This window comes from Nitrospira sp. CR1.1 (assembly GCA_014055465.1).
Classification (GTDB): domain Bacteria; phylum Nitrospirota; class Nitrospiria; order Nitrospirales; family Nitrospiraceae; genus Nitrospira_A.
Genome location: WIAF01000011.1, coordinates 27,336 through 46,951, shown reverse-complemented (window position 1 = coordinate 46,951; position 19,616 = coordinate 27,336). Strand labels below are relative to the sequence as shown.

Sequence of the window (19,616 nt, the reverse complement as noted above, 5' to 3'; positions counted from 1 at the left end):
AGGGCAAAGGCATGCTGGCTTCACTGAAACACCTCGCTGACATGGATTTCCTGTCGATGTTTTCCCCCCAACGACAGCTGTTGGGGCTGGACATCGGTTCGAGCAGCATCAAGCTGGTGCAGATCAAGGAGCACCGGGGTCGGTATACCTTGCAGAAGTTCGGCGTCAAGGAGCTGGAGCCTGAGGTGATCGTTGACGGTACGGTGATGGACGAAGGACAAGTGGTCTCGGCCATCAAGGAATTGCTGGCGGAGCACAACGTCAAATTGAAGCAGGTTGCCGTGTCGATTTCCGGTCATGCGGTCATCGTCAAAAAGATCACGTTGCCGCCGATGCCGGACGAGGAACTTGACGCCCAGGTGAAACTGGCGGCGGAACAGTACATTCCGTTCGATATCAACGAGGTGAACCTCGACTTCTACGTCTTGCCGCCGTCGGAAAATCCTGACGAGCAGAGCGAAATGTCGATCGTGCTGGTCGCAGCGAAAAAAGACAAAATCAACGAGCTGACGGAATTGGTCAAGGCGGCAGGCTTGGTCCCTATCGTCATGGATGTGGATGCGTTTGCCGTGGAAAACATGTATGGCGTGACCTCGCCCTCTACTCAAGATGACACGACGATTCTGGTCAACATCGGCGCCAGCGTCATGAATGTGAACATTGTTGGCAGAGGCGTCTCGCTGTTTACTCGCGACATTCCTCTGGGGGGAAATCGCTATTCGGAAGCGGTGCAGCGTGAAATGGGCGTGTCGTACGAAGAAGCGGAGCAACTCAAGAAAAACGATGGAGATGACGATCATACACTTGCGGCCGTGATGGAAAGCGTCAATGCTGAAGTGGCATCGGAAATTGCGCGCACGATCGATTATTTCAAGACTACTTCCTCAGAGAGCGAAATCGCGCGGGTCTTGCTGTTTGGTGGGGGAGCGAAGGTGAAGGGGTTGGCTCAACAGCTTCGTGATCGAATGCATGTCGATGTGGAACTTGCAAATCCCTTTCATGAGATCGACACCTCGCAGTGCAACGTCGATCCTGAGCAATTGGCGGAGATGGGGTCGCTTGCGGCAGTGGGGGTTGGCCTCGCGCTGCGGACGGTGGGGGACCGATGATTAAAATCAACTTGCTCGCAACTGGGCCACGGTCCAGAAAAGCCAAGCCGAAGTGGGATGTACGCGCCGAGGCATTGCTCGGGGTCGGGGTGCTGTTGATCACGCTCACCGGTTGTTGGTTTTACGCCTCGTCGCTGGACGAGGAGATTCAGGCTAAGCAAGCGGAGAAGCAGCTCAAGGACAAGCAAGTGGCGCAGTTGAAGGAACAAGTGAAGGCGGTTCATGACTTTGAAGAAAAGAAAAAGCAGCTTGAAGCCAAGAACCGCATCATCGATCAATTGGAGAAAAGCCGGACGGGCCCGGTCAAAGTGTTGGACCATGTCAGCCAGAGCCTGAATCCCCTCAAGGTTTGGCTGGTACGGCTGAACCTCAAGGGGAACAGCGTCGAGATTGAAGGCCGTGCCTTGACCAACGATGACGTCGTCGAATTTGTCAATAATCTCCGGCGGACCGATCAGTTCGGCGCCATCAACTTGATGGAAAGCCGGGCCGGGCTGGACAACAAGATGAATACCTATCAATTCCGACTTGACCTGTCGATGAAAGGCTAACATGAGTCTGAATGCAATCAGCTTAGACAGCCTCCGCAGCATTCCGACAGGCCAAAAAGTTGCGCTGCTTGGATTACTGGTGGCGGGAATTTTAGTCGGGTTTTACTTTTACGTCGTCGATCCGAAGACCGTCGAGCTCGAAGTTGTGCAAGGGCAGGTGGCTCAGTTGGATACCGAGATCCAGAACCTCACGCTCAAGGTCAAACACCTGGATGAGCTCGTGGCGGCCAATAAACAGTTGGAGATCGAATTGGCGGCAAAGAAGGAACGCCTCCCCCCGGAAGAAGAGGCGGTGATGCTGCTGAAGCAAGTTTCCGACCTGGGGCTCCGGTTGGGCCTGGATGTGAAATTGTGGAAGCCTGGCGCGCAAGCCGAGGACCCTTCCAAGTTGTTCATTCGAATGCCCATCAACGTGGAGGTGGCCGGCGGATACCATACAGCCGCTATCTTCTTCGATCGAATCAGCAAGTTGTCCCGGATCGTCACCGTTCAGGATGTCCGCATCGGCGCCGCTCGGGTCGACCAGGGCCGTGTGGTGACGCAAACAGTGTTTGATCTGGTGGCCTACGCCGCTCCGCAGGAAAAGAAACCGGGTGCGCCGGCGCCTGCGGCAAAGCCGAAGTGAGGAATGGAGCCCAGCTCATGTCCAATGTAAGAGGGCGTACCGTGAATACACGAGCCTGCTGGAATACGTGGATACGGCCGATGAGCGTCGGAGCGATGGTGCTGCTAATCGCAGGCACCTCCATGCCGGTGGAGTCAAAATCCCTGCCGCACTTGCGTCAGATTGCATCCATGCGGCCGGCCGATTCTCTGAAGGTCATGCCGCTGCCCGAGGGACAGAAGCCGGTTCCCGCGATAGAATCGCCGGCTCCTCGCGTCGATGCGTCAGTCTCGCAACCGGGTGATTCCATGACGATGGAATTTTCCGGCGCGTCCTATGATCCTTCCGGGCGTCGAGATCCCTTCCTGCCGATGGTCCAGCTCGGTCAGCAGGTGGAGCAAGATGCGAGCCTGCCCCCGCTGCAGCGTGTCGGCCTCACGGAATTGAGTTTGATTGGTGTGCTGTGGGGCAACTACGGATACACGGCCATGGTTCAGACGCCGGATGGCAAGGGGTACAGCATCCGTCGCGGAACACGAATCGGGCCTAACAATGGTGTGGTCAGTTCAATCACCGAACGAGGCATCATCGTTCAAGAGCGGTTCACGGACGTGTACGGGAATAAACAGGAGCGCGAGTATGTCAAGCTCCTGCACCCGAAAGAGGGCACAGAATGAAACAAGCACAGGTTGGTGTACATCCGCTGTTGAGTGTCACAGTGATGGCCGGACTGTTAGGGCTTGCCGGGTACGTGCAAGCCGCCGCGCCTGGCGAAACGACCGGACTGGCCGGATTCACCCAGGCCACGGACCAAGGCGTTACGGCCTCTGCAGAGCTCGCCGCAGTGAAGGAGGAACACCCGGTCGGGGCTGCTCCGACCGCGACGTTGTTGACGAGCGTAGAAGCCAAGCCCGAGGGCGGACGGGTGGCGCTGATCCTGACCGGCAACGGCGTATTCGACCACACGGTGAAAATGATCGGGGATCGCCGGATGGTGCTCGATATGCCGCATATCCAATCGCAGGGACGGCAGTCACAGATAGCCGTCGGTCACGCGCTGCTGTCGAAAGTGCGATTCGGGTACCACGCTGATAAGGTGCGATTGGTGCTTGATCTTGCCCAGCCCGCGGAGCACAGCGTCACATCAATCGACGGACGTCTGGTGCTCGCGCTTGAGCCGAAGCTCGTTGCATCCATCAACGATATGAAGGCGGAGGGCGATGCTGCGCCATTGGCCGAGCAGGCTGCAGCGCCTCGATCGATGGTGGTCTCCAATAAGACCCCTCATGCGCTGTTCCGTGTCCAGCCGGTTCAACTGACGGCCGAGTCGGTTCAGAAGGAAGACCGGAAGCCGGAGAGTAACGAAGTGGTGAACGGTGCCTCGCGCTTTGTCGGGCGGCGGATCTCGCTCGATTTTCAGCAAGCAGACATCAGCAATGTGCTGCGCCTGATCGCGGAGGTCAGCGGCTTCAACATCGTGGTCGGCGAAGGCGTGAAGAACAAAGTCACCATGAAGTTGGCCAATGTGCCCTGGGATCAGGCTCTCGAGATGCTGCTGAAGATGAACGCCCTGGGCATGATTCGCCAAGGCAATATTGTGTGGGTCGATACCTTGCAGAATATTGCCAAGCAGCAGGACGAAGAGGCGCGCGCCAAGGATTCCAGAGCCAAGGCCGAGCCGATCGTCACCCGGGTGTTCTACATCCGCAATCTGAACGCGACGGAAGTGCAAACTTCCTTACGACAGAATCTGAGCCCCCGCGGGACCATGACGGTCAGTGCCGCGAGCAATGCGTTGATCATCAGCGATACGGAGTCCAAGCTGGAAGTCCTCCGGCAGTTGCTGGACGGGGTCGATCTCGAGGTGCCGCAGGTGCAGATCGAGGCGCGCATCGTTCAGGCCGATACGACCTACACGCGGTCGCTGGGTGTGCAGTGGGGCATTCAGAACGTCAACCAATTGGGTGCTGCGAGCGGAACGTCCGCCTTCAAGACCGGCACCACCGGAGCCTTTGGCGCGCAGGTCTCGGACTTCCTGATCAACTTGCCGGCTAACCCGGGATTGCCCTCTGTACCCGGCGCCGGGTTCTCGATCGGGAAAACCGACGGCGCGATGCTGGATGTGCGGTTGTCGGCCGGCGAATTGCTGGGCTTGACCAAGGTCATCGCCGCACCGAAGATCACCACGTTGGACAAGCGAGATGCCAAGATTGCACAAGGTGAATCCATCCCGTTCCAGACGACTTCCTTGCAGGGAACCCAAACCACGTTTGTGGACGCGAACCTGGAATTAAACGTGACTCCGCAAATCACCTCCCGTGATCCGAAGGAGATCGGGAAGCAGATTCTCATGAAAGTGCGGGCCACGAGAAACGCGGTCGGTGCGCGAAGCAACCCGGCGGGTCCGAGCATCGACCGTCGTGAAGCCACCACCCAGGTGCTGGTGCGTGACGGGGAAACCATGGTCATCGGCGGCGTATTCGTCGATACGCAATCGAACAACGTCGCTGGTATTCCCTATCTGTCCCGCGTCCCGGTGCTGGGCTGGTTGTTTAAAAACAAGACCGAGAACGTCTCGAAGCAGGAACTGTTGATCTTCCTGACTCCGACGATCGTGCGCTCCACAACTTGACAGGTCCCTGCTCGACACGCTAATAATCGCCCCCATTGATGATGGTACGCTGTCTCAATGGGGGCGAATCCCATGGAACGTGTCTCCTCCCCGTTCTAGATGGCGCTTCTTCCGGGCTTCTTCTCCCTCAAGATCGTACCGCCCGCAATCCGCTCTTCAGCCACACTGTTGCCTCGGGTGACTCAGCGGCCTGGCGGCCGCGTGGGGGTGCCCACGCTATGCGATTGCGACAAAGGGAACTCTGCCCAGTCACCGGATGACATTTCATGGCAACACCCAATTCTGACATGCCCCGTGAAACCATCCATCTCGAATTGGGCGCCAGAAGTTATGACATTCATATCGGCCCTGGTCTGCTGAAGGAAGTCGGCATTGAGTTGACTCACCTCCGATGTGCAGGCAAGGTGGGGGTGGTGACTGACCGCAACCTTGCCGCCCACTACCTGAAGCCGGTGACGCGCGTGCTGAAGGCCTCCGGCTATACGGTGGTTCCGATCGTGCTGCCGCCTGGCGAACGAACCAAAACCTTGCGTTCGATCGGAACGGTGATGGACGCTCTGGTAGACGCCCGCTTTGAACGCAGTTCCACGCTACTGGCCTTGGGGGGTGGGGTGATCGGCGATATTACCGGATTTGCTGCGGCCATCTATCAACGCGGGATTCCCTTTGTGCAGGTCCCGACCAGTCTGGTGGCGCAGGTTGATTCCAGTGTTGGCGGAAAAACAGGGGTGGATCATCCCAAAGGGAAGAATCTGATCGGCGCATTTAATCAGCCGCGAGCCGTCTTGATCGATCCAGCCACACTGCGCACGTTGCCTGAACGGGAATGGATCGCCGGGTTGGCGGAGGTGATCAAGTATGGGGTCATCGAGGATGAGGCATTTTTCGGGTATCTAGAACAGCAGATCGCGTCCATTCTTACGCTGAGTGACGCGCCGGTTGCTCACATTGTGAAGCGGTCTTGCGAAATCAAGGCACAGGTGGTTTCCGAGGACGAGCGCGAAGCCGACCGCCGTCGCATCCTAAATTTCGGACATACGATCGGCCATGCTTTGGAGTCTCTTGGAGGGTACCGCGGCCTGATTCATGGTGAAGCGGTCGCCGTCGGGATGGTGTATGAAGCGGATCTGGCAAGGCACCTCGGGTATTGCGATCACAATGTCGTCACCCGTCTGCGCGCCCTCGTTGCGGCCGCGGGGTTGCCGGTCCGTGCGCCGGACGTGCCGTTCCGGGCGCTGTGGGATGCGATGCAGCAGGATAAAAAAGTATCCGCCGGGACCGTGTACTGTGTGGTCCCGGAACGAATCGGGTCGGTGCGAATTGTTCCGTTAGCGAAGGAGCAGACTCGCGCCTGGTATGAGACCGTCCGCATTCGCGACACCCGTTCCCGGCATCTCATTCCGGACAAGCAGCCGCCGCGGTAGGAGTGTCATGGCATCGAAGCGAACCGTGCCGCAATTAGAACAGGCGTTGCGTGAAAAAACACGCGAAGTCGATGTCTTGCACCGCATCAGCGAATCGATCAGCAGCACCCTCGATTTGGAGTCAGTCCTTCGGCACATCGTCGATGTGGTGGTTGAGGCGACGAAGGCCGATGCCTGTTTGTTATATCTGCTGTCCGATAACCGGGACGAGCTGATTCTTCGGGCCTCGAAAAATCCTCATCCAAAGCTCATCGGGCGCATCACGATTGGATTGGGAGAGGGGATCACCGGCTGGGTTGCGCGGGAGAGGACTCGCGTGGTGATTCCCAACAGCGCAAGCGATGATTCGCGGTTTAAGTTTTTTCACAACCTCCCGGAAGACCGGTACCAGGCGTTTGTCTCCGTGCCCATCACGACCAAACAGGAGGTTGTCGGCGTCATCAATGTGCAACATAAGCGGTCGCGGCGATACCGCCCTGATGAGCTGGCGCTACTGTCGACCATTGCCACGCAGGTCGGCGGAGCCATCGAAAACGCCCGGCTCTACGACCAGATGACCCGCAAGGCGCTGCAACTCGACACCTTGTCTCAGGTGTCGGAAACGGTCTCGTCGAATCGCTTGATGGAAGATGTGTTGCAGCTGATTGTGACGATGACGGCGCAAATGATGGGGTCGAAAATCTGTTCCATTATCCTTTTGGATCAGCCGACCGGTGAATTACGCATCGCCGCCACGCAAAGTTTGAGCGAGCAGTACCGGCGCAAGCCCAACGTGAAGATCGGCCAAAGTATCAGCGGGCGTGCGGTTCAGGATCGCCGGCCGATCATCGTCCCGGATGTCACCAAAGAAGGCTCCTACGTGTACCCGGACATGGCCGCGAAGGAAGGACTCTGTTCGCTCCTCTGTGTGCCCATGCTGGTGCGGGAAAAAGCGATCGGGGTCATCAATACGTATACGTCCAAGCCCCATACGTTTACGTCGGAGGATGTGAAGCTCATGCAGGCCATTGCCAATCAAGCGGCGATCTCCATCGAGCACACGACGCTGTTGGAGAAGTCGTTTGAGATGCAGGAAGCGTTGCAAGTCCGTAAGTTGCTCGATCGGGCCAAGGGGTACCTCATGCGGTCCAAACGTCTCTCTGAAGAGGAGGCGTTCAAGCTGATTCAGCGACAGAGCATGGATCTCCGCAAGTCCATGCGGGAGATTGCCGAAGCGATTTTGCTGGCGGGTGAAATTGAAGACCGGGCAGATAAGAACCGAGGGTGACGGTTGCCGGTGTATGGCGCTACGGCTTGTTTGAAGGGGGCTGGCCGCCCTTGGCCGGCTGGTTTCCCAGCTGACGTTTGATCTCCTGCAATTCCTTCCGCAGCTCTTCCACTTCTACTTCCTTCTGTTTCATCTGGGCTTTGATCTGTTGCACATCCTCGTGAAGCGGCGGGGCAGTGGCAGGTGTCGCGGTCGGCGCGACGTCAGGAGTCGGCTCAGGGAGAGAAGGTACGGGTGGCAGTGCCACGGCGGGCGTTTTTGCCAGAGCATCATAGTCAATGACCAGTGTGGCCAGCCTGCCTTCCGCGGCAAAGGGCGGCGCGTAGCTGTCGGGGCGGAGCGCGGATTCCGGCATGAACAGCAGCGTTCGGTTTCTCAATCCGGTTGGCTCGGGAAGCCGGCGATTCGGCATATTAATGGTGTCGGGTGGTTCCGTGTAGTGCCGGAACTGGTGAATGGTCAGGTACAACGATCGCCCATAGACGAACAGCCTGCCGGCCGTGGTGCTGTCCTGATTTCGTTGGAGTGAGCCTGTCCCTGATCCCACCCCGGCCCCGGTTTTGTCCCGCGTCACGATGTCTCCTGCCTGCACAATACGAAAGCTCACTTGCTGATCCGGCGCGGCTTGGTTCAATCCCTCCGCAATGACAGGAGCCAGAAAGTCGATGTCCTCCTGGGAAAAGACGGAGACGGCCTGATTTTGCTGTGCACTGAATGATTGCAGGAGGCCCTTCCCCTCGCGGATCTGGACACCGTGCAACGTTTTGGCAATGAGCTCGGGGGCAAGTCGGACCGGGTGCGCGGCTTGAAATTGCCGTGTCGGGATTCGTTCGAGATACACCCCGCCTCTGGCTGATTGCTGGATGGTCAGGTCACGTTGCGGGCCGGTGGCGCAACCGGTCACGAACAGAGACAGAATTCCGACGAGGGCCAGTACGTAGCGATAGCTCAAGAAAGGGATTCTCGTCATACATCGGCCTGCATGTCGCGCAGTGTACCACAGGATTCATTCACAAAGGGACAAGAACGGCTGAGGGGGCGCTTGACAAGATCATGGAAGGAGGCGTATAGACCTCACCCGTATGCGATGAAGGCAGGACAACGACGTCCTGAATTTTCGCAGACGCCACAGAGGCAGAGGACAATGACGTCCTTTTGGTCCAACGGTTGGACCGGAGGGGCGTTTTTTTGTGCCTGCAAGCCCGTCCGGTCCGGTGACAGTCACATCGATCCGAACCAGGAGGGCGACCAGGATGGACATACGAGGGCTGAGAAAACTTGCGCTCTGCGTGAGCGTGATAGTGGTCATGGCCATTACCACGCCGGTGGGAGCAGAGGAACAGAGTGCCGGAGAGGCGGCCGGGGCCGGGCGACTATCGCGGGAAGTGGAAACTCCACCGGCAGTGATTTGCGGCGGCTGTGTCACGCCCACCTTTGCCGGAGAGGGCAAGGGCAGCATCGTTCCGTATGGTCGTATCGAATTAGACGGGATTTATAGCAACCGCAACACCAACCCGCTTGATCCGGGTCAGTTCAATGGCTATGCGACCGCGGCAGGAAAGAGCAGTAACGCCTCATCGACGTTCAATCCCCGCTATAGCGTGTTCGGGTTACGCGCGGATCGAACCGACGGCACCCATTCCCTCACGGGTGTCGTGGAAGCGGACTTCTACAGCCAAACCGACAACGCGGGAAACATCTCACCCCGCTTGCGGCTGGCGAACGTCAAATATTCTCCCAACAATAGTCGGACCACCATCACGGCCGGTATGGATTGGACGCCGATCATGTCCTCCCATCCGAACCTGATCGATTTCTCCATCATGGGCTACAACGGCAACTTGTGGCAGCGTCTTCCGCAACTCACGGTGAAGCATCAGTTCACCGAGAACGTCAATGGCCTCCTGACCGTCATGCGATTTGAGCGCGGGCTGTCGGCCATTCAGCCGCAGACGCAACGACGGACGTTCCAAGGGGCCGGCGCGGCGGCGGCTGCGCCGGGCAGTTGCGGCAGCAGCGGATTTGCCTGTTCTGAAAATGCTTTCAATGATCCGGTGCAAATGCCCTATGTCGGGACCCGCTTCGCCTATATGGGGACTGGTGATCAGGCGGGCTTCATGGTGGCGCTGAATGCCGCTTTCCGGCATTACCGGTCCGCGCCCACGGCAGGCGGCATTCCTTCCGGGCAAGACATCAATTCCTATCTCGTCGGAGCGGAACTGGCCGTGCCCATTACCAATAGACTGAAATTTACCGGTGAGATCGCCTATGGACAAGCACTGGGCGTGGAGTTCTTCCGGTTCGGCCAGGAGCGCAACCTGGGCACGGGCAAGGCCATCAGGACCGTGGTCGGATGGGGCGAGTTGGATTACGCCTATGATCATCGGCTCACGCTCATTGCCGGATACGGGTTCGACAATCCATTGAACTCCGATCTGAACGGCACGACCGCCGGTGCAGACACGCAATATATCCTGAATCACCGGACCTACCTGACGGCCGTCCGTCACATTTGGGGCGACTTGTACGCATCTCTGGAGTGGAATCACCTCATGACCGAATGGTCCACGAGAGAGCATTTCGCCGGCGACAACTTCATGCTGTCGACTTGGTACAACTTTTAGTCCTGACTTGACGGCGAAAGGAGCCGAATGATGAACCCACAGAAAGCACATGGCGACGATACAAAGACTGCAACGATCACCGATACACACCTCCCCTCGCGACGGGACTTCCTAGTGCAAAGCTCGCGCACGGCTGCCGGTATCGGGATCGCGGCAATTTTAGGCAATCTGGGCACCTGGGCCTTGTCTTTGGGGGCGGACACCGAGCCCATCAAGGTCGGCGTATTGCATTCATTAAGTGGCACGATGGCCATCAGTGAAGTGTCGTTAAAGGACGTCGTTTCGATGGCGGTCCAGGAAATCAACGCGAAAGGCGGGGTGTTGGGCCGTCAATTGAAATTGGTGGTCGTGGATCCCGCCTCCAACTGGGACCTGTTTGCAGAGAAGGCCAAACAATTGCTCGTGCAGGAGAAGGTCGCAGTGGTGTTCGGCTGCTGGACGTCGGTCAGCCGGAAGTCCGTCTTACCGGTGTTCGAGGAACATAACGGGTTGCTGTTCTATCCCGTGCAGTACGAAGGCGAGGAATGTTCGAAGAATGTGTTCTACACCGGGGCAGCGGTCAACCAGCAAGCAGTGCCGGCGGTTGAATACCTGATGAGCAAAGAAGGCGGCGGCTACAAGAAGTTCTATCTGCTGGGAACCGACTACGTCTATCCAAAGACGACGAACAAGATTTTGCGCGCCATGTTGCTGGCGAAGAAAGTGCCGGCCGCCAACATCATGGAAGAGTACACGCCCTTCCACCATCAGGACTATCAGACGATTGTCGGCAAGATTAAGAAGTTCGCCGCCGGCGGAGGAGCCTGCGTCATCAGCACGATCAACGGCGACAGCAACGTGCCGTTCTATAAAGAGTTCGCCAATCAGGGGCTACGCGCCGAGGATGCGCCGATCATGGCGTTCAGCGTGGCGGAAGACGAGTTGCGCGGAATGGACAAGACCGCACTGGTCGGCCACCTGGCCGCCTGGAATTACTACCAGAGCGTCGACACGCCGCAGAACAAGCAGTTTGTCGCCGATTTTAAGGCGTACTGCAAAAAGAACAATCTCCCGGACGGCGACAAACGCGTCACAGACGATCCGATAGAGGCCGCCTATTTCGGTGTCCATGTCTGGAAACAGGCTGTCGAGAAGGCGGGCACTACGGAGGTAAACGTGGTGCGTAAGGCGGTCTACGGGCAGAAATTTCTCGCGCCGGGTGGAGAGATCATGATGGATGAGGCCAACCACCATACGCATAAGCCGGTGTTGATCGGCGAGATCATGAAAGACGGCCAGATCAAAGTCGTCTGGCGATCCAAGGGATTGGTCAAACCCGAGCCCTGGAGCGAATACACGAACCCTGACAAAGGGTGTGATTGGGTGAAACACCAAGGGACCTATAAGAAGGCCTGATGGCTCGGAGGTTGCAGCGGATGAGAGTCGTCATCGCATGAAGGCAGTCATCGGAATCGGGTTGATCGCATGGTGCCTGGGCTGGTGTACGCTGAATAGTGTTGCGGCGGAGGCGCAGCTGAATGCGTCTCCGCCGTCCAAACTGGAGCAGGCGTTCGCGGACTTATCGAGTGAGGCTGAGAGCGCGCGAGAGCAGGCGGTTGCTCTTTTCATCGAGCAGGGCGATGCGTCGCTGCTGCCGCGACTGGAGGAATTGCGGGCCAACGCGGACCGCAGCCTACGCATGGCGATCAAGCCGGTGATCGACACCTGGCGGAATCGCGCGAACCTGGCCAGTCCGGATTCTGACACGCGCCGCACGGCCGCTACAGATCTCGGCATGAATGGGCGCCCTGCGGCCATTCCCTGGCTGCAGGCGGCGGCAGCCAACGAATCGCATCGCTGGGTTCGCTATGCGATGGAGGAGTCTGCGCTGCTCTTGCAATTGGCCGCCGACAATCCGGCACGTCAGCAGCAGGCCGCGGCACAGCTGGGCGAGATGCGGAGCCAGAACGCCGTGCCGGCATTGCAAGCCCTCGTGCAGACGGGGAGTGGCGAGTCGGCGACCGGAGAGCAGAAGGCTCTGGCACAGACGGCCACGGCCGCGATCGAACGGATCGAATCCTGGAACGTCTGGTCCAGCACCATCGAAACGCTGTTTCGCGGCATCAGTCTGAGTTCGATTCTCCTGATCATGTCCCTCGGGCTCGCGATTGTGTTCGGGTTGATGGGCGTCATCAATATGGCACATGGCGAGCTGATGATGATCGGCGCCTATGCGACCTTCGTCGTGCAGGAATGTTTTAAGCTGTATTTCCCTGAGAGCTGGTTCGACTCCTATTACCTGGCGGCGCTTCCCGCTGCCTTTCTTGCCGCGGCCCTGTTCGGGTTGCTCCTGGAAGCTGCTGTCATTCGCTTTCTCTATGGCCGTCCGCTGGAGACGATGTTGGCCACTTGGGGCGTCAGCCTGATCTTGATTCAGGGCGCGCGCATGTATTTTGGAGATTTGACAGCCATTACCGCGCCGTCATGGCTGAACGGCGGCGCGCAGGTGCTGGTGGGCGTCTTCCTGCCTTTCAACCGGTTGTTCATCATCGGCCTGTCCATCCTCAGTGTCATCGGGATTTACGCCCTGCTGTTTCGTTCGAGCATCGGGCTGCGGGTGCGGGCCGTCACGCAGAATCGCAGCATGAGCGCCTGTTTGGGGATTCCCACGAGAAAAGTAGATGCCTACACCTTCGCCTTCGGGTCCGGTCTGGCCGGGATCGCGGGCTGGGCATTGACCCTGGTGGGAAATGTCGAACCGGGTCTTGGGCAGAACTATATCGTAGACTCCTTCATGGTGGTCGTCACAGGCGGGGTGGGCAAACTTGCGGGGACCATCATCGCGTCGCTGGGAATCGGCGGGCTGAATAAGGTGATGGAGCCGAGTTTGGGGGCCGTCTATGGCAAGGTCTTGATCCTGGTGTTGGTGATTTTGTTCCTGCAACGGCGGCCCTCTGGGTTGTTTGCGGTCAAGGGGCGTCACGCCGAGGGATAACGCAGAGCGGAGGGATCGAGCAACGCGCATGGGAGAATCAGTGCCATCATCATCGAGCGGGGAACGACACGAAGGAACCATGTTCTGGATAGTCGGATTCGTGCTGTTGTTTGTCCTACCGGTACTCAATGTCTTGCCGGCGGAAGATTCTTGGTTGCATGTGTCAGACTTTGCGCTTAACCGGTTTGGCAAATTCCTGGCCTTTGCCATCCTGGCGCTGGGGCTCGATTTGATCTGGGGCTATGCGGGCATCCTGAGCCTTGGCCAGGGAGTGTTTTTCGGGATCGGCGCCTACTGTATGGGCATGCACCTCATGCTCACGATCGGAAGCCAAAGCGTCTATGGCAGCGCGTTGCCGGATTTCATGGTGTGGAATCAGGTGACGGAATTACCCTTTTTCTGGAAGCCATTCTACAGTTTCTCTGCCGCCGTGCTGGCCGGTCTCCTGGCGCCGGCCTGCTTCGCGCTCATCTTCGGGTTTCTCGCCTTTCGCAGCCGGATCCGGGGCGTCTATTTTGCCATCATCACGCAGGCTTTGGCGCTGATGGCCTGGTTGGTCTTCAATCGCAACGAAACGAATCTCGGCGGCACAAACGGCCTGACCGACTTCAAAACGATTCTCGGTTTCCGCCTGTCGGCGCCCGGGACGCAGCTCGCGCTGTATGTCGTCACGGTGCTCTGTCTGGGCGGGGCCTATGCGATGTGCCGCTGGATCATCGCGTCTCGCGCCGGCCGAGTCTTAATTGCGATTCGTGATAGTGAGCAGCGGGTGTTGTTTTCTGGCTATTCGCCAGCCACGTATAAACTCTTCGTCTTCGTGGTGTCGGCAGTATTGGCGGGACTCGCGGGAATTCTCTATGTGCCGCAAGTCGGCATCATCACCCCGGCGCAGATGGGTGTCTTGCCATCGTTGGAGATGGTGGTCTGGGTCGCAGTGGGAGGGCGCGCCACGCTCGTGGGGGCCATTGTCGGCGCCGTGGGGGTCAATCTGGGTCGCAGCATTCTGACCAATTCCTTCCCGGAACTGTGGCCGTTTTTTCTCGGCGGACTGTTTGTGATGGTGGTCCTGCTGTTTCCCGACGGCGTGATGGGGATTGCGAAGCAGGTTCGAGGAAAACTTGCGGAAAGGGCCGTCAGATTGCCGAAGACTCGGGCGGTTGAGGGGGAGCAGGTATGACGGAACACGGCTCCATCATTTATCTGGAGGGCGTGACCGTCGATTATGACGGGTTCAAGGCGTTGAACAATCTGAACTTCATCGTCAACCACCGAGAATTGCGCGTCGTCATCGGGCCGAACGGCGCGGGGAAGACAACCCTCCTCGACGTGATTTCAGGCAAGACGAAACCGGTGGCAGGGCGGGTGATTTTCGGCAAAGACCGGGACCTGATGGGAATGCGCGAGTATGAGATTACGCAGCTCGGAATCGGGCGGAAATTTCAAGCCCCATCGATCTACGGCAACCTGAGCGTCTGGGAGAATCTCGATCTGTCGTTGAGCCGTCCCAGTAAGGGTGTCCTGGCCACGCTGAGGGGCATCTCAACGGCGGCCGAGCGGGAAGAGATCGACCGCACATTGGAGACCATTGGATTGAAGGACCAGGTGCGCAAACGTGCGGGCTCCTTGTCGCATGGACAGAAACAATGGCTCGAAATCGGCATGGTCATTTTGCAGGATCCGGAGTTATTGCTGGTTGATGAACCGGTGGCCGGAATGACCGACGAAGAAACGGAACAAACCGGGCGCTTGCTCCAATCGCTGGCCGAAAAACATGCCATCATCGTGATTGAGCATGATATGGAGTTTGTGCGGCAGATCGCCCGTATTGTCACGGTGCTGCACGAAGGCACCGTGATTTGCGAGGGGACGGTAGAAAAGGTGCAGGCGGATGACCGGGTGAGAGAGATCTATCTTGGGCGCCAGAAAGTGGCACATGCGTAACAGGATGTTGAAAAGTCCCTCCAGCTTCGTTCTCGGCTCGACAAGATCCTCAACGTACCGCAAGGGTACGTCTCCGGTCTTCTCTTGCCTGCGGCCTCGCCGGAGAGCCTTTTGAACATCCTTTTGAGGTAGTCAATACTTACGATGCTACAACTTGACAAGGTCAACGTCTATTACGGCGAAAGCCACATTCTGCGGAACGTGTCGTTCCACATCGAGGCAGGACAAGTGGCCTGTGTGATGGGTCGTAACGGCGTCGGTAAATCAACCACGCTCAAGGCCATCATGGGCCTACTGCCGGTGCGCAGCGGGCAGGTGATCTTTGACGGAACGGATATTACAAAAGCCCCGACCGATCGTCGCGCCAAGCGAGGTCTGGCATATGTGCCTCAGGGACGGGAGATCATCCCGCATCTCTCGGTGCGCGAAAACCTGAAGTTGGGATATTGGGCGCGCGGAACGTCGTCCAACGGCATGACTGAAAAAGCGGCGTTCGACGAGGTGTACACATTGTTCCCCAAGCTCACGCAGATTTTGGAGCGGCCTGGTGGTGTGCTGAGCGGTGGTGAGCAGCAACAACTTGCTATTGGCCGGGCGATCCTGTCGAGCCCGAAAGTGCTCTTGCTCGATGAACCGACGGAGGGCATTCAGCCGTCGATCGTCGATCAGATCGAAGACGTGATCATTGGCTTCAAGAGAGCTCGGCGATTTGCTATCGTGCTGGTCGAACAGGGGCTGCACTTCGCGGCGCGGCTGGCGGATAGTTACGTCGTGATGGCCAAAGGGGTGGTCATGGCGGCGGGAAAAAAAGAGGAATTGAGCGCGGAAATGGTGAAGCAGCATCTGACGGTCTGATCAGGACAGAGGAGCCGGGAGTGCTTTCCTGCTCGCGCAACGCGCGGCCTCGGAAGGCCCTCGTTGGACGCGCGCAATTGAAACCACTCCCGGCTCCTGTCCTGTTTCTGATACCTTCTGGGCAAGAGGTCGAAACCATCTGGTTGATCTGGTTCACGCACCTGGCTAGTATGCACCGCATTGCTTCCGGGCAAGCGAAGCTGGGCAGAAATATATGAGGAAACCTTCCGGTACTGCGAGCTAGTCGATGATCATATCCCATGAGTAAGGTTTGGAATGCCAGTCTGATGGTATTGGTTGCCTGCGTAGCCAGCGCTTGCGCCACGGGGCAGTACCAACCGCTCGCTGGGGTCGATAAAGATGAGATCGAACAGCTCAAGGAGAATGTCTACCGCGTCGAATATCGTGTCAGCTCGTTTACGTCGCAGGAACAACTAGACGCTTATTTGCGTCGACGCTGCGCGGAACTGACCTTGCGCGAAGGGTACGATTTCTTTCATTTGGCACAACGGGCAGATGTGCTCGCGCTCTCGCGCCGAACGTCGATGACAGTCACGATGTACAAAGGCAGGAAGCCGGCGGGTGCCGATGATGTCTACGAGGCGAAAGAGGTTCTGGCGGAGCCTGCTCCGTAACTTTCACGGGGTACTCCTCCCTGTCTCAAAGGCATGTTTTGACAGTTAACGAATGACCACCAACGAGAGTTTAGGATGCATCTGACACCGCGCGAGCAGGAAAAGCTATTGATCTATGTGGCGGCGAATTTGGCCAAGGAGCGCAGGAACCGCGGCCTGAAGCTCAACCATCCGGAAGCCGTCGCCTTCATCACGGCCGAGATTCTCGAAGGCATTCGAGATGGGAAGTCCGTATCGGAGCTGATGAGTTATGGCGCGACCTTGCTCGCTCGGAAGGATGTCATGCCGGGCGTGCCCGAAATGATACCGGAGCTGCAGGTCGAGGGGACATTCCCCGATGGGACGAAACTGGTGACCGTCCATGAGCCGATCAGGTAGGTGACGGGATGAAGAAGACATCGAAGAGCGCTGAAAAGAAATCATCGTCAAAGTCGAAGTCGACTATTCGCTCATCGAAGATGCTGAAGCCTGCCCCAATTATCCCCGGCGAAATTATCCCCGGAGAAGGTGATATCATCGCTCTGCACGGTCGGCAGACGATTGAACTCACCGTGTCGAATATCGGCGATCGGCCGATTCAAATTGGATCGCATTGCCATTTCTTTGAAGCCAATCGAGCGCTGAAGTTCGATCGAGAGCAGAGCTACGGATTTCGTCTTCAGGTACCGGCGGGAACGGCGGTGCGGTTTGAGCCGGGAGAATCCAAACGCGTGACCTTGGTGGCGCTCGGGGGGAATCGAGTGGCCTATGGCATCAATGGGTTGGTCAACGGCAAGCTCGACGATGCGAATGTGCGCGAGAAGGCCTTGTCGGCCGCTCGCGAACAGGGTTTTATAGGGACAAAGGGCTAGGACCGTGGCCTTTCTAAGAGAAAGGAGCGCGGTTGCTCAAAATGGCTCTCTAGCAAGGCCGCAGGCGCAGCACAACCGGAAGCGTACCCGCAGCGGTACGTTGAGGATTGTGGCGATCCGAGAACGAAGCTGGGAGCCATTTTCAGCAGCCGATTAAGATGAAGATTCCTAGACGCCAATACCACGACCTCTACGGCCCCACGACTGGGGATCGGATCCGCTTGGCCGATACGGACCTGCTGGTCGAGATTACTCGCGATCTGACCGTTCCTGGTGAAGAGGCCAAATTCGGCGGCGGCAAGGTCATTCGAGATGGCATGGGGCAATCGCCGGCGGCTACGCGTGCGAAAGGAGGCTTGGACCTCGTCATCACGAATGCCGTCATCATCGACTGGTGGGGTGTAGTGAAGGCGGACATCGGGATCAGGGACGGCCGCATTGTCGGCATCGGCAAGGCCGGGAATTCCGACCTCATGGACGGCGTCACGAAAGGCATGGAGATCGGGCCTTGCACGGAGGTGTTGTCGGCTGAGGGAAAGATCATCACCGCCGGCGGGATCGATACGCATATCCATTTTATCTGCCCGCAAATCATCACCGAAGCGCTGGCGAACGGACTGACGACGCTGATCGGCGGCGGGACTGGCCCGGCCACCGGGACGAATGCGACGACCTGCACCCCTGGTCCATGGAACATTCATCGCATGCTGGAGGCGGCGGATGGGTTCCCGATCAATCTGGGGTTCCTGGGCAAAGGGAATTCGTCATTGCCGGACGGCTTGAACGAACAGGTCGAAGCGGGGGCGATTGGACTGAAGCTGCACGAGGACTGGGGGACGACTCCAGCCGCCATCGATACCTGCCTGAGTGTTGCGGAACGGTATGACATTCAGGTGGCGATCCATACGGATACGATCAATGAAGCGGGGTTTGTGGAAGACACGATCAAGGCCTTCAAGGGCCGGACGATCCATTCATTCCATACGGAAGGCGCCGGCGGCGGACATGCGCCGGACATCATCAAGGTGTGCGGTGAGCCGAACGTGTTGCCGTCGTCGACGAATCCCACCATGCCGTTCACGGTCAATACGATGGATGAGCATCTCGACATGCTCATGGTCTGCCACCACCTGAACCCGCGCGTGCCGGAAGACATCGCCTTCGCCGAGTCGCGTATCCGCCGCGAGACGATTGCGGCCGAGGATATCCTGCACGATATGGGCGCGATCAGCATCATGTCGTCCGATTCGCAGGCCATGGGGCGTGTGGGGGAAGTCATCATCCGGACCTGGCAGACCGCCCATAAAATGAAGGTGCAGCGGGGGCATTTGTCGGAGCGTGGCGTCGAGCCGCAGGACGGCCAACATGATAACTGGCGCGCCAGACGGTACGTGGCGAAGTACACGATCAATCCTGCCATTGCGCATGGGGTGGCGCACGAGGTGGGCTCGGTGGAAGTCGGTAAACTGGCCGATCTGGTTCTGTGGAAACCGGCCTTCTTCGGGGTCAAGCCCGAGATCGTGATCAAGGGTGGCTTTCCGATGTCGGCAGCCATGGGCGACCCCAATGCTTCCATCCCGACGCCGCAGCCGGTGTTGACGCGGCCGATGTTCGGCAGTTACGGGCGGGCGCCTTTTCGCACAAGTCTGACCTTTCTTTCGCAAACAGCGCTGGAGCGCGACGTGCCGAAACAGCTGGGATTGCAGAAGCGCGTGGCTGCTGTGAAAGGCTGTCGGAGCATCGGGAAGCGTGATCTCAAGTTGAATGACGCGCTGCCGCAGATCGAAGTGGATTCGGAAACGTACGAAGTGCGCGCGGACGGCATTTTGTTGAGATGCGATCCGGTTGAGGTGTTGCCGATGGCGCAGCGCTACTTCCTTTTCTGACGGCGACTGAAAACGCCGTCCAGCTGCGTTCTCGCCTCGAACGCATCCTCAACGTACCCCGAGGGTACGCCTCCGGTGCATTCGTCGGCTGCGGCCTTGCCGGACAACGTTTTGAATCGCCTGTTGAAATGCGGGAACGTCGGGTGAATCTTGTGGTTAATCGGTTTCCGGCTTTGCCTGCGCCTGCGGCCTAGTTGGAAAACCTTTTTGAGCATCCGTGATGACGTGGGAAAGGTCCACGAATACCGTGCTCTTTTACCTCC

Annotated in this window: 18 protein-coding genes; 17 read left to right on the top strand and 1 reads right to left on the bottom strand. The window is 58.2% G+C overall.

Annotated elements, in window-relative coordinates; all coding sequences use genetic code 11:
* The first annotated feature begins 11 nt into the window (after window positions 1–11).
* The 7 genes from pilM to GDA65_16660 all read left to right on the top strand — a co-directional run bounded on the left by pilM (window position 12) and on the right by GDA65_16660 (window position 7,587).
* Window positions 12–1,109, top strand: coding sequence for a type IV pilus assembly protein PilM (gene pilM / locus GDA65_16690; GenBank protein MBA5864327.1), 1,098 nt, complete (start codon window positions 12–14; stop codon window positions 1,107–1,109).
* Window positions 1,106–1,660: a hypothetical protein gene (locus GDA65_16685; protein MBA5864326.1), complete on the top strand. Its 555-nt coding sequence runs from the start codon at window positions 1,106–1,108 to the stop codon at window positions 1,658–1,660. The genes pilM and GDA65_16685 overlap by 4 nt, the downstream gene beginning before the upstream one ends.
* A gap of 1 nt (window position 1,661) precedes the next feature.
* Window positions 1,662–2,285 (top strand): type 4a pilus biogenesis protein PilO, encoded by a 624-nt coding sequence (gene pilO / locus GDA65_16680; protein ID MBA5864325.1) that lies wholly within the window; start codon window positions 1,662–1,664, stop codon window positions 2,283–2,285.
* Window positions 2,286–2,302: 17 nt separating this feature from the next.
* Entirely contained in the window at window positions 2,303–2,941 is a 639-nt protein-coding gene (locus GDA65_16675) for a hypothetical protein (GenBank protein ID MBA5864324.1), read from the top strand.
* Window positions 2,938–4,896, top strand: coding sequence for a type IV pilus secretin PilQ (pilQ, locus tag GDA65_16670; GenBank protein ID MBA5864323.1), 1,959 nt, complete (start codon window positions 2,938–2,940; stop codon window positions 4,894–4,896). Before GDA65_16675 ends, pilQ begins: the two co-directional genes overlap by 4 nt.
* A 266-nt stretch (window positions 4,897–5,162) precedes the next feature.
* Window positions 5,163–6,320 carry a 3-dehydroquinate synthase gene (locus GDA65_16665; GenBank protein ID MBA5864322.1) on the top strand — a complete coding sequence of 386 codons (1,158 nt, stop codon included), beginning with the start codon at window positions 5,163–5,165 and terminating at the stop codon, window positions 6,318–6,320.
* Window positions 6,253–7,587 (top strand): GAF domain-containing protein, encoded by a 1,335-nt coding sequence (locus GDA65_16660; protein MBA5864321.1) that lies wholly within the window; start codon window positions 6,253–6,255, stop codon window positions 7,585–7,587. The genes GDA65_16665 and GDA65_16660 overlap by 68 nt, the downstream gene beginning before the upstream one ends.
* Before the next feature lie 19 nt (window positions 7,588–7,606).
* On the opposite strand, the gene GDA65_16655 is transcribed toward GDA65_16660, so the two are convergent.
* A complete protein-coding gene (locus GDA65_16655) occupies window positions 7,607–8,557 on the bottom strand; it encodes a hypothetical protein (GenBank protein MBA5864320.1) in 951 nt (316 codons plus the stop codon).
* Window positions 8,558–8,840: 283 nt separating this feature from the next.
* Between GDA65_16655 and GDA65_16650 the strand changes: the two genes are divergently transcribed.
* The 10 genes from GDA65_16650 (at window position 8,841) to GDA65_16605 (ending at window position 19,353) form a co-directional block, all read left to right on the top strand.
* Window positions 8,841–10,211: a hypothetical protein gene (locus tag GDA65_16650; GenBank protein ID MBA5864319.1), complete on the top strand. Its 1,371-nt coding sequence runs from the start codon at window positions 8,841–8,843 to the stop codon at window positions 10,209–10,211.
* A 30-nt stretch (window positions 10,212–10,241) separates the two neighbouring features.
* On the top strand, window positions 10,242–11,606 hold the full coding sequence (gene urtA, locus GDA65_16645) for an urea ABC transporter substrate-binding protein (protein MBA5864318.1): 1,365 nt from the start codon (window positions 10,242–10,244) through the stop codon (window positions 11,604–11,606).
* 37 nt (window positions 11,607–11,643) lie between these two features.
* Entirely contained in the window at window positions 11,644–13,185 is a 1,542-nt protein-coding gene (gene urtB, locus GDA65_16640) for an urea ABC transporter permease subunit UrtB (GenBank protein MBA5864317.1), read from the top strand.
* Between the two features lie 79 nt (window positions 13,186–13,264).
* Window positions 13,265–14,362: an urea ABC transporter permease subunit UrtC gene (gene urtC / locus GDA65_16635; protein MBA5864316.1), complete on the top strand. Its 1,098-nt coding sequence runs from the start codon at window positions 13,265–13,267 to the stop codon at window positions 14,360–14,362.
* Window positions 14,359–15,126, top strand: coding sequence for an urea ABC transporter ATP-binding protein UrtD (gene urtD / locus GDA65_16630; protein MBA5864315.1), 768 nt, complete (start codon window positions 14,359–14,361; stop codon window positions 15,124–15,126). The genes urtC and urtD overlap by 4 nt, the downstream gene beginning before the upstream one ends.
* Window positions 15,127–15,270: 144 nt before the next feature.
* The gene (gene urtE, locus GDA65_16625; protein ID MBA5864314.1) at window positions 15,271–15,981 is read left to right on the top strand and encodes an urea ABC transporter ATP-binding subunit UrtE; all 711 of its coding nucleotides are present in this window, start codon (window positions 15,271–15,273) and stop codon (window positions 15,979–15,981) included.
* A gap of 260 nt (window positions 15,982–16,241) precedes the next feature.
* The gene (locus GDA65_16620) at window positions 16,242–16,616 is read left to right on the top strand and encodes a hypothetical protein (GenBank protein ID MBA5864313.1); all 375 of its coding nucleotides are present in this window, start codon (window positions 16,242–16,244) and stop codon (window positions 16,614–16,616) included.
* A 75-nt stretch (window positions 16,617–16,691) separates the two neighbouring features.
* A complete protein-coding gene (locus GDA65_16615; GenBank protein ID MBA5864312.1) occupies window positions 16,692–16,994 on the top strand; it encodes an urease subunit gamma in 303 nt (100 codons plus the stop codon).
* 8 nt (window positions 16,995–17,002) lie between these two features.
* The gene (locus GDA65_16610; protein MBA5864311.1) at window positions 17,003–17,467 is read left to right on the top strand and encodes an urease subunit beta; all 465 of its coding nucleotides are present in this window, start codon (window positions 17,003–17,005) and stop codon (window positions 17,465–17,467) included.
* 152 nt (window positions 17,468–17,619) lie between these two features.
* The gene (locus tag GDA65_16605) at window positions 17,620–19,353 is read left to right on the top strand and encodes an urease subunit alpha (GenBank protein MBA5864310.1); all 1,734 of its coding nucleotides are present in this window, start codon (window positions 17,620–17,622) and stop codon (window positions 19,351–19,353) included.
* The last annotated feature ends 263 nt before the right edge of the window (window positions 19,354–19,616 follow it).

Excerpts from the sequence above, each read along its gene's own strand:
- pilM (MBA5864327.1), top strand. The coding sequence starts at position 12 with ATGCTGGCTTCACTGAAACACCTCGCTGACATGGATTTCCTGTCGATG.
- GDA65_16685 (MBA5864326.1), top strand. The coding sequence starts at position 1,106 with ATGATTAAAATCAACTTGCTCGCAACTGGGCCACGGTCCAGAAAAGCC.
- pilO (MBA5864325.1), top strand. The coding sequence starts at position 1,662 with ATGAGTCTGAATGCAATCAGCTTAGACAGCCTCCGCAGCATTCCGACA.
- GDA65_16675 (MBA5864324.1), top strand. The coding sequence starts at position 2,303 with ATGTCCAATGTAAGAGGGCGTACCGTGAATACACGAGCCTGCTGGAAT.
- pilQ (MBA5864323.1), top strand. The coding sequence starts at position 2,938 with ATGAAACAAGCACAGGTTGGTGTACATCCGCTGTTGAGTGTCACAGTG.
- GDA65_16665 (MBA5864322.1), top strand. The coding sequence starts at position 5,163 with ATGGCAACACCCAATTCTGACATGCCCCGTGAAACCATCCATCTCGAA.
- GDA65_16660 (MBA5864321.1), top strand. The coding sequence starts at position 6,253 with ATGAGACCGTCCGCATTCGCGACACCCGTTCCCGGCATCTCATTCCGG.
- GDA65_16655 (MBA5864320.1), bottom strand. The coding sequence starts at position 8,557 with ATGACGAGAATCCCTTTCTTGAGCTATCGCTACGTACTGGCCCTCGTC.
- GDA65_16650 (MBA5864319.1), top strand. The coding sequence starts at position 8,841 with ATGGACATACGAGGGCTGAGAAAACTTGCGCTCTGCGTGAGCGTGATA.
- urtA (MBA5864318.1), top strand. The coding sequence starts at position 10,242 with ATGAACCCACAGAAAGCACATGGCGACGATACAAAGACTGCAACGATC.
- urtB (MBA5864317.1), top strand. The coding sequence starts at position 11,644 with ATGAAGGCAGTCATCGGAATCGGGTTGATCGCATGGTGCCTGGGCTGG.
- urtC (MBA5864316.1), top strand. The coding sequence starts at position 13,265 with ATGTTCTGGATAGTCGGATTCGTGCTGTTGTTTGTCCTACCGGTACTC.
- urtD (MBA5864315.1), top strand. The coding sequence starts at position 14,359 with ATGACGGAACACGGCTCCATCATTTATCTGGAGGGCGTGACCGTCGAT.
- urtE (MBA5864314.1), top strand. The coding sequence starts at position 15,271 with ATGCTACAACTTGACAAGGTCAACGTCTATTACGGCGAAAGCCACATT.
- GDA65_16620 (MBA5864313.1), top strand. The coding sequence starts at position 16,242 with ATGAGTAAGGTTTGGAATGCCAGTCTGATGGTATTGGTTGCCTGCGTA.
- GDA65_16615 (MBA5864312.1), top strand. The coding sequence starts at position 16,692 with ATGCATCTGACACCGCGCGAGCAGGAAAAGCTATTGATCTATGTGGCG.
- GDA65_16610 (MBA5864311.1), top strand. The coding sequence starts at position 17,003 with ATGAAGAAGACATCGAAGAGCGCTGAAAAGAAATCATCGTCAAAGTCG.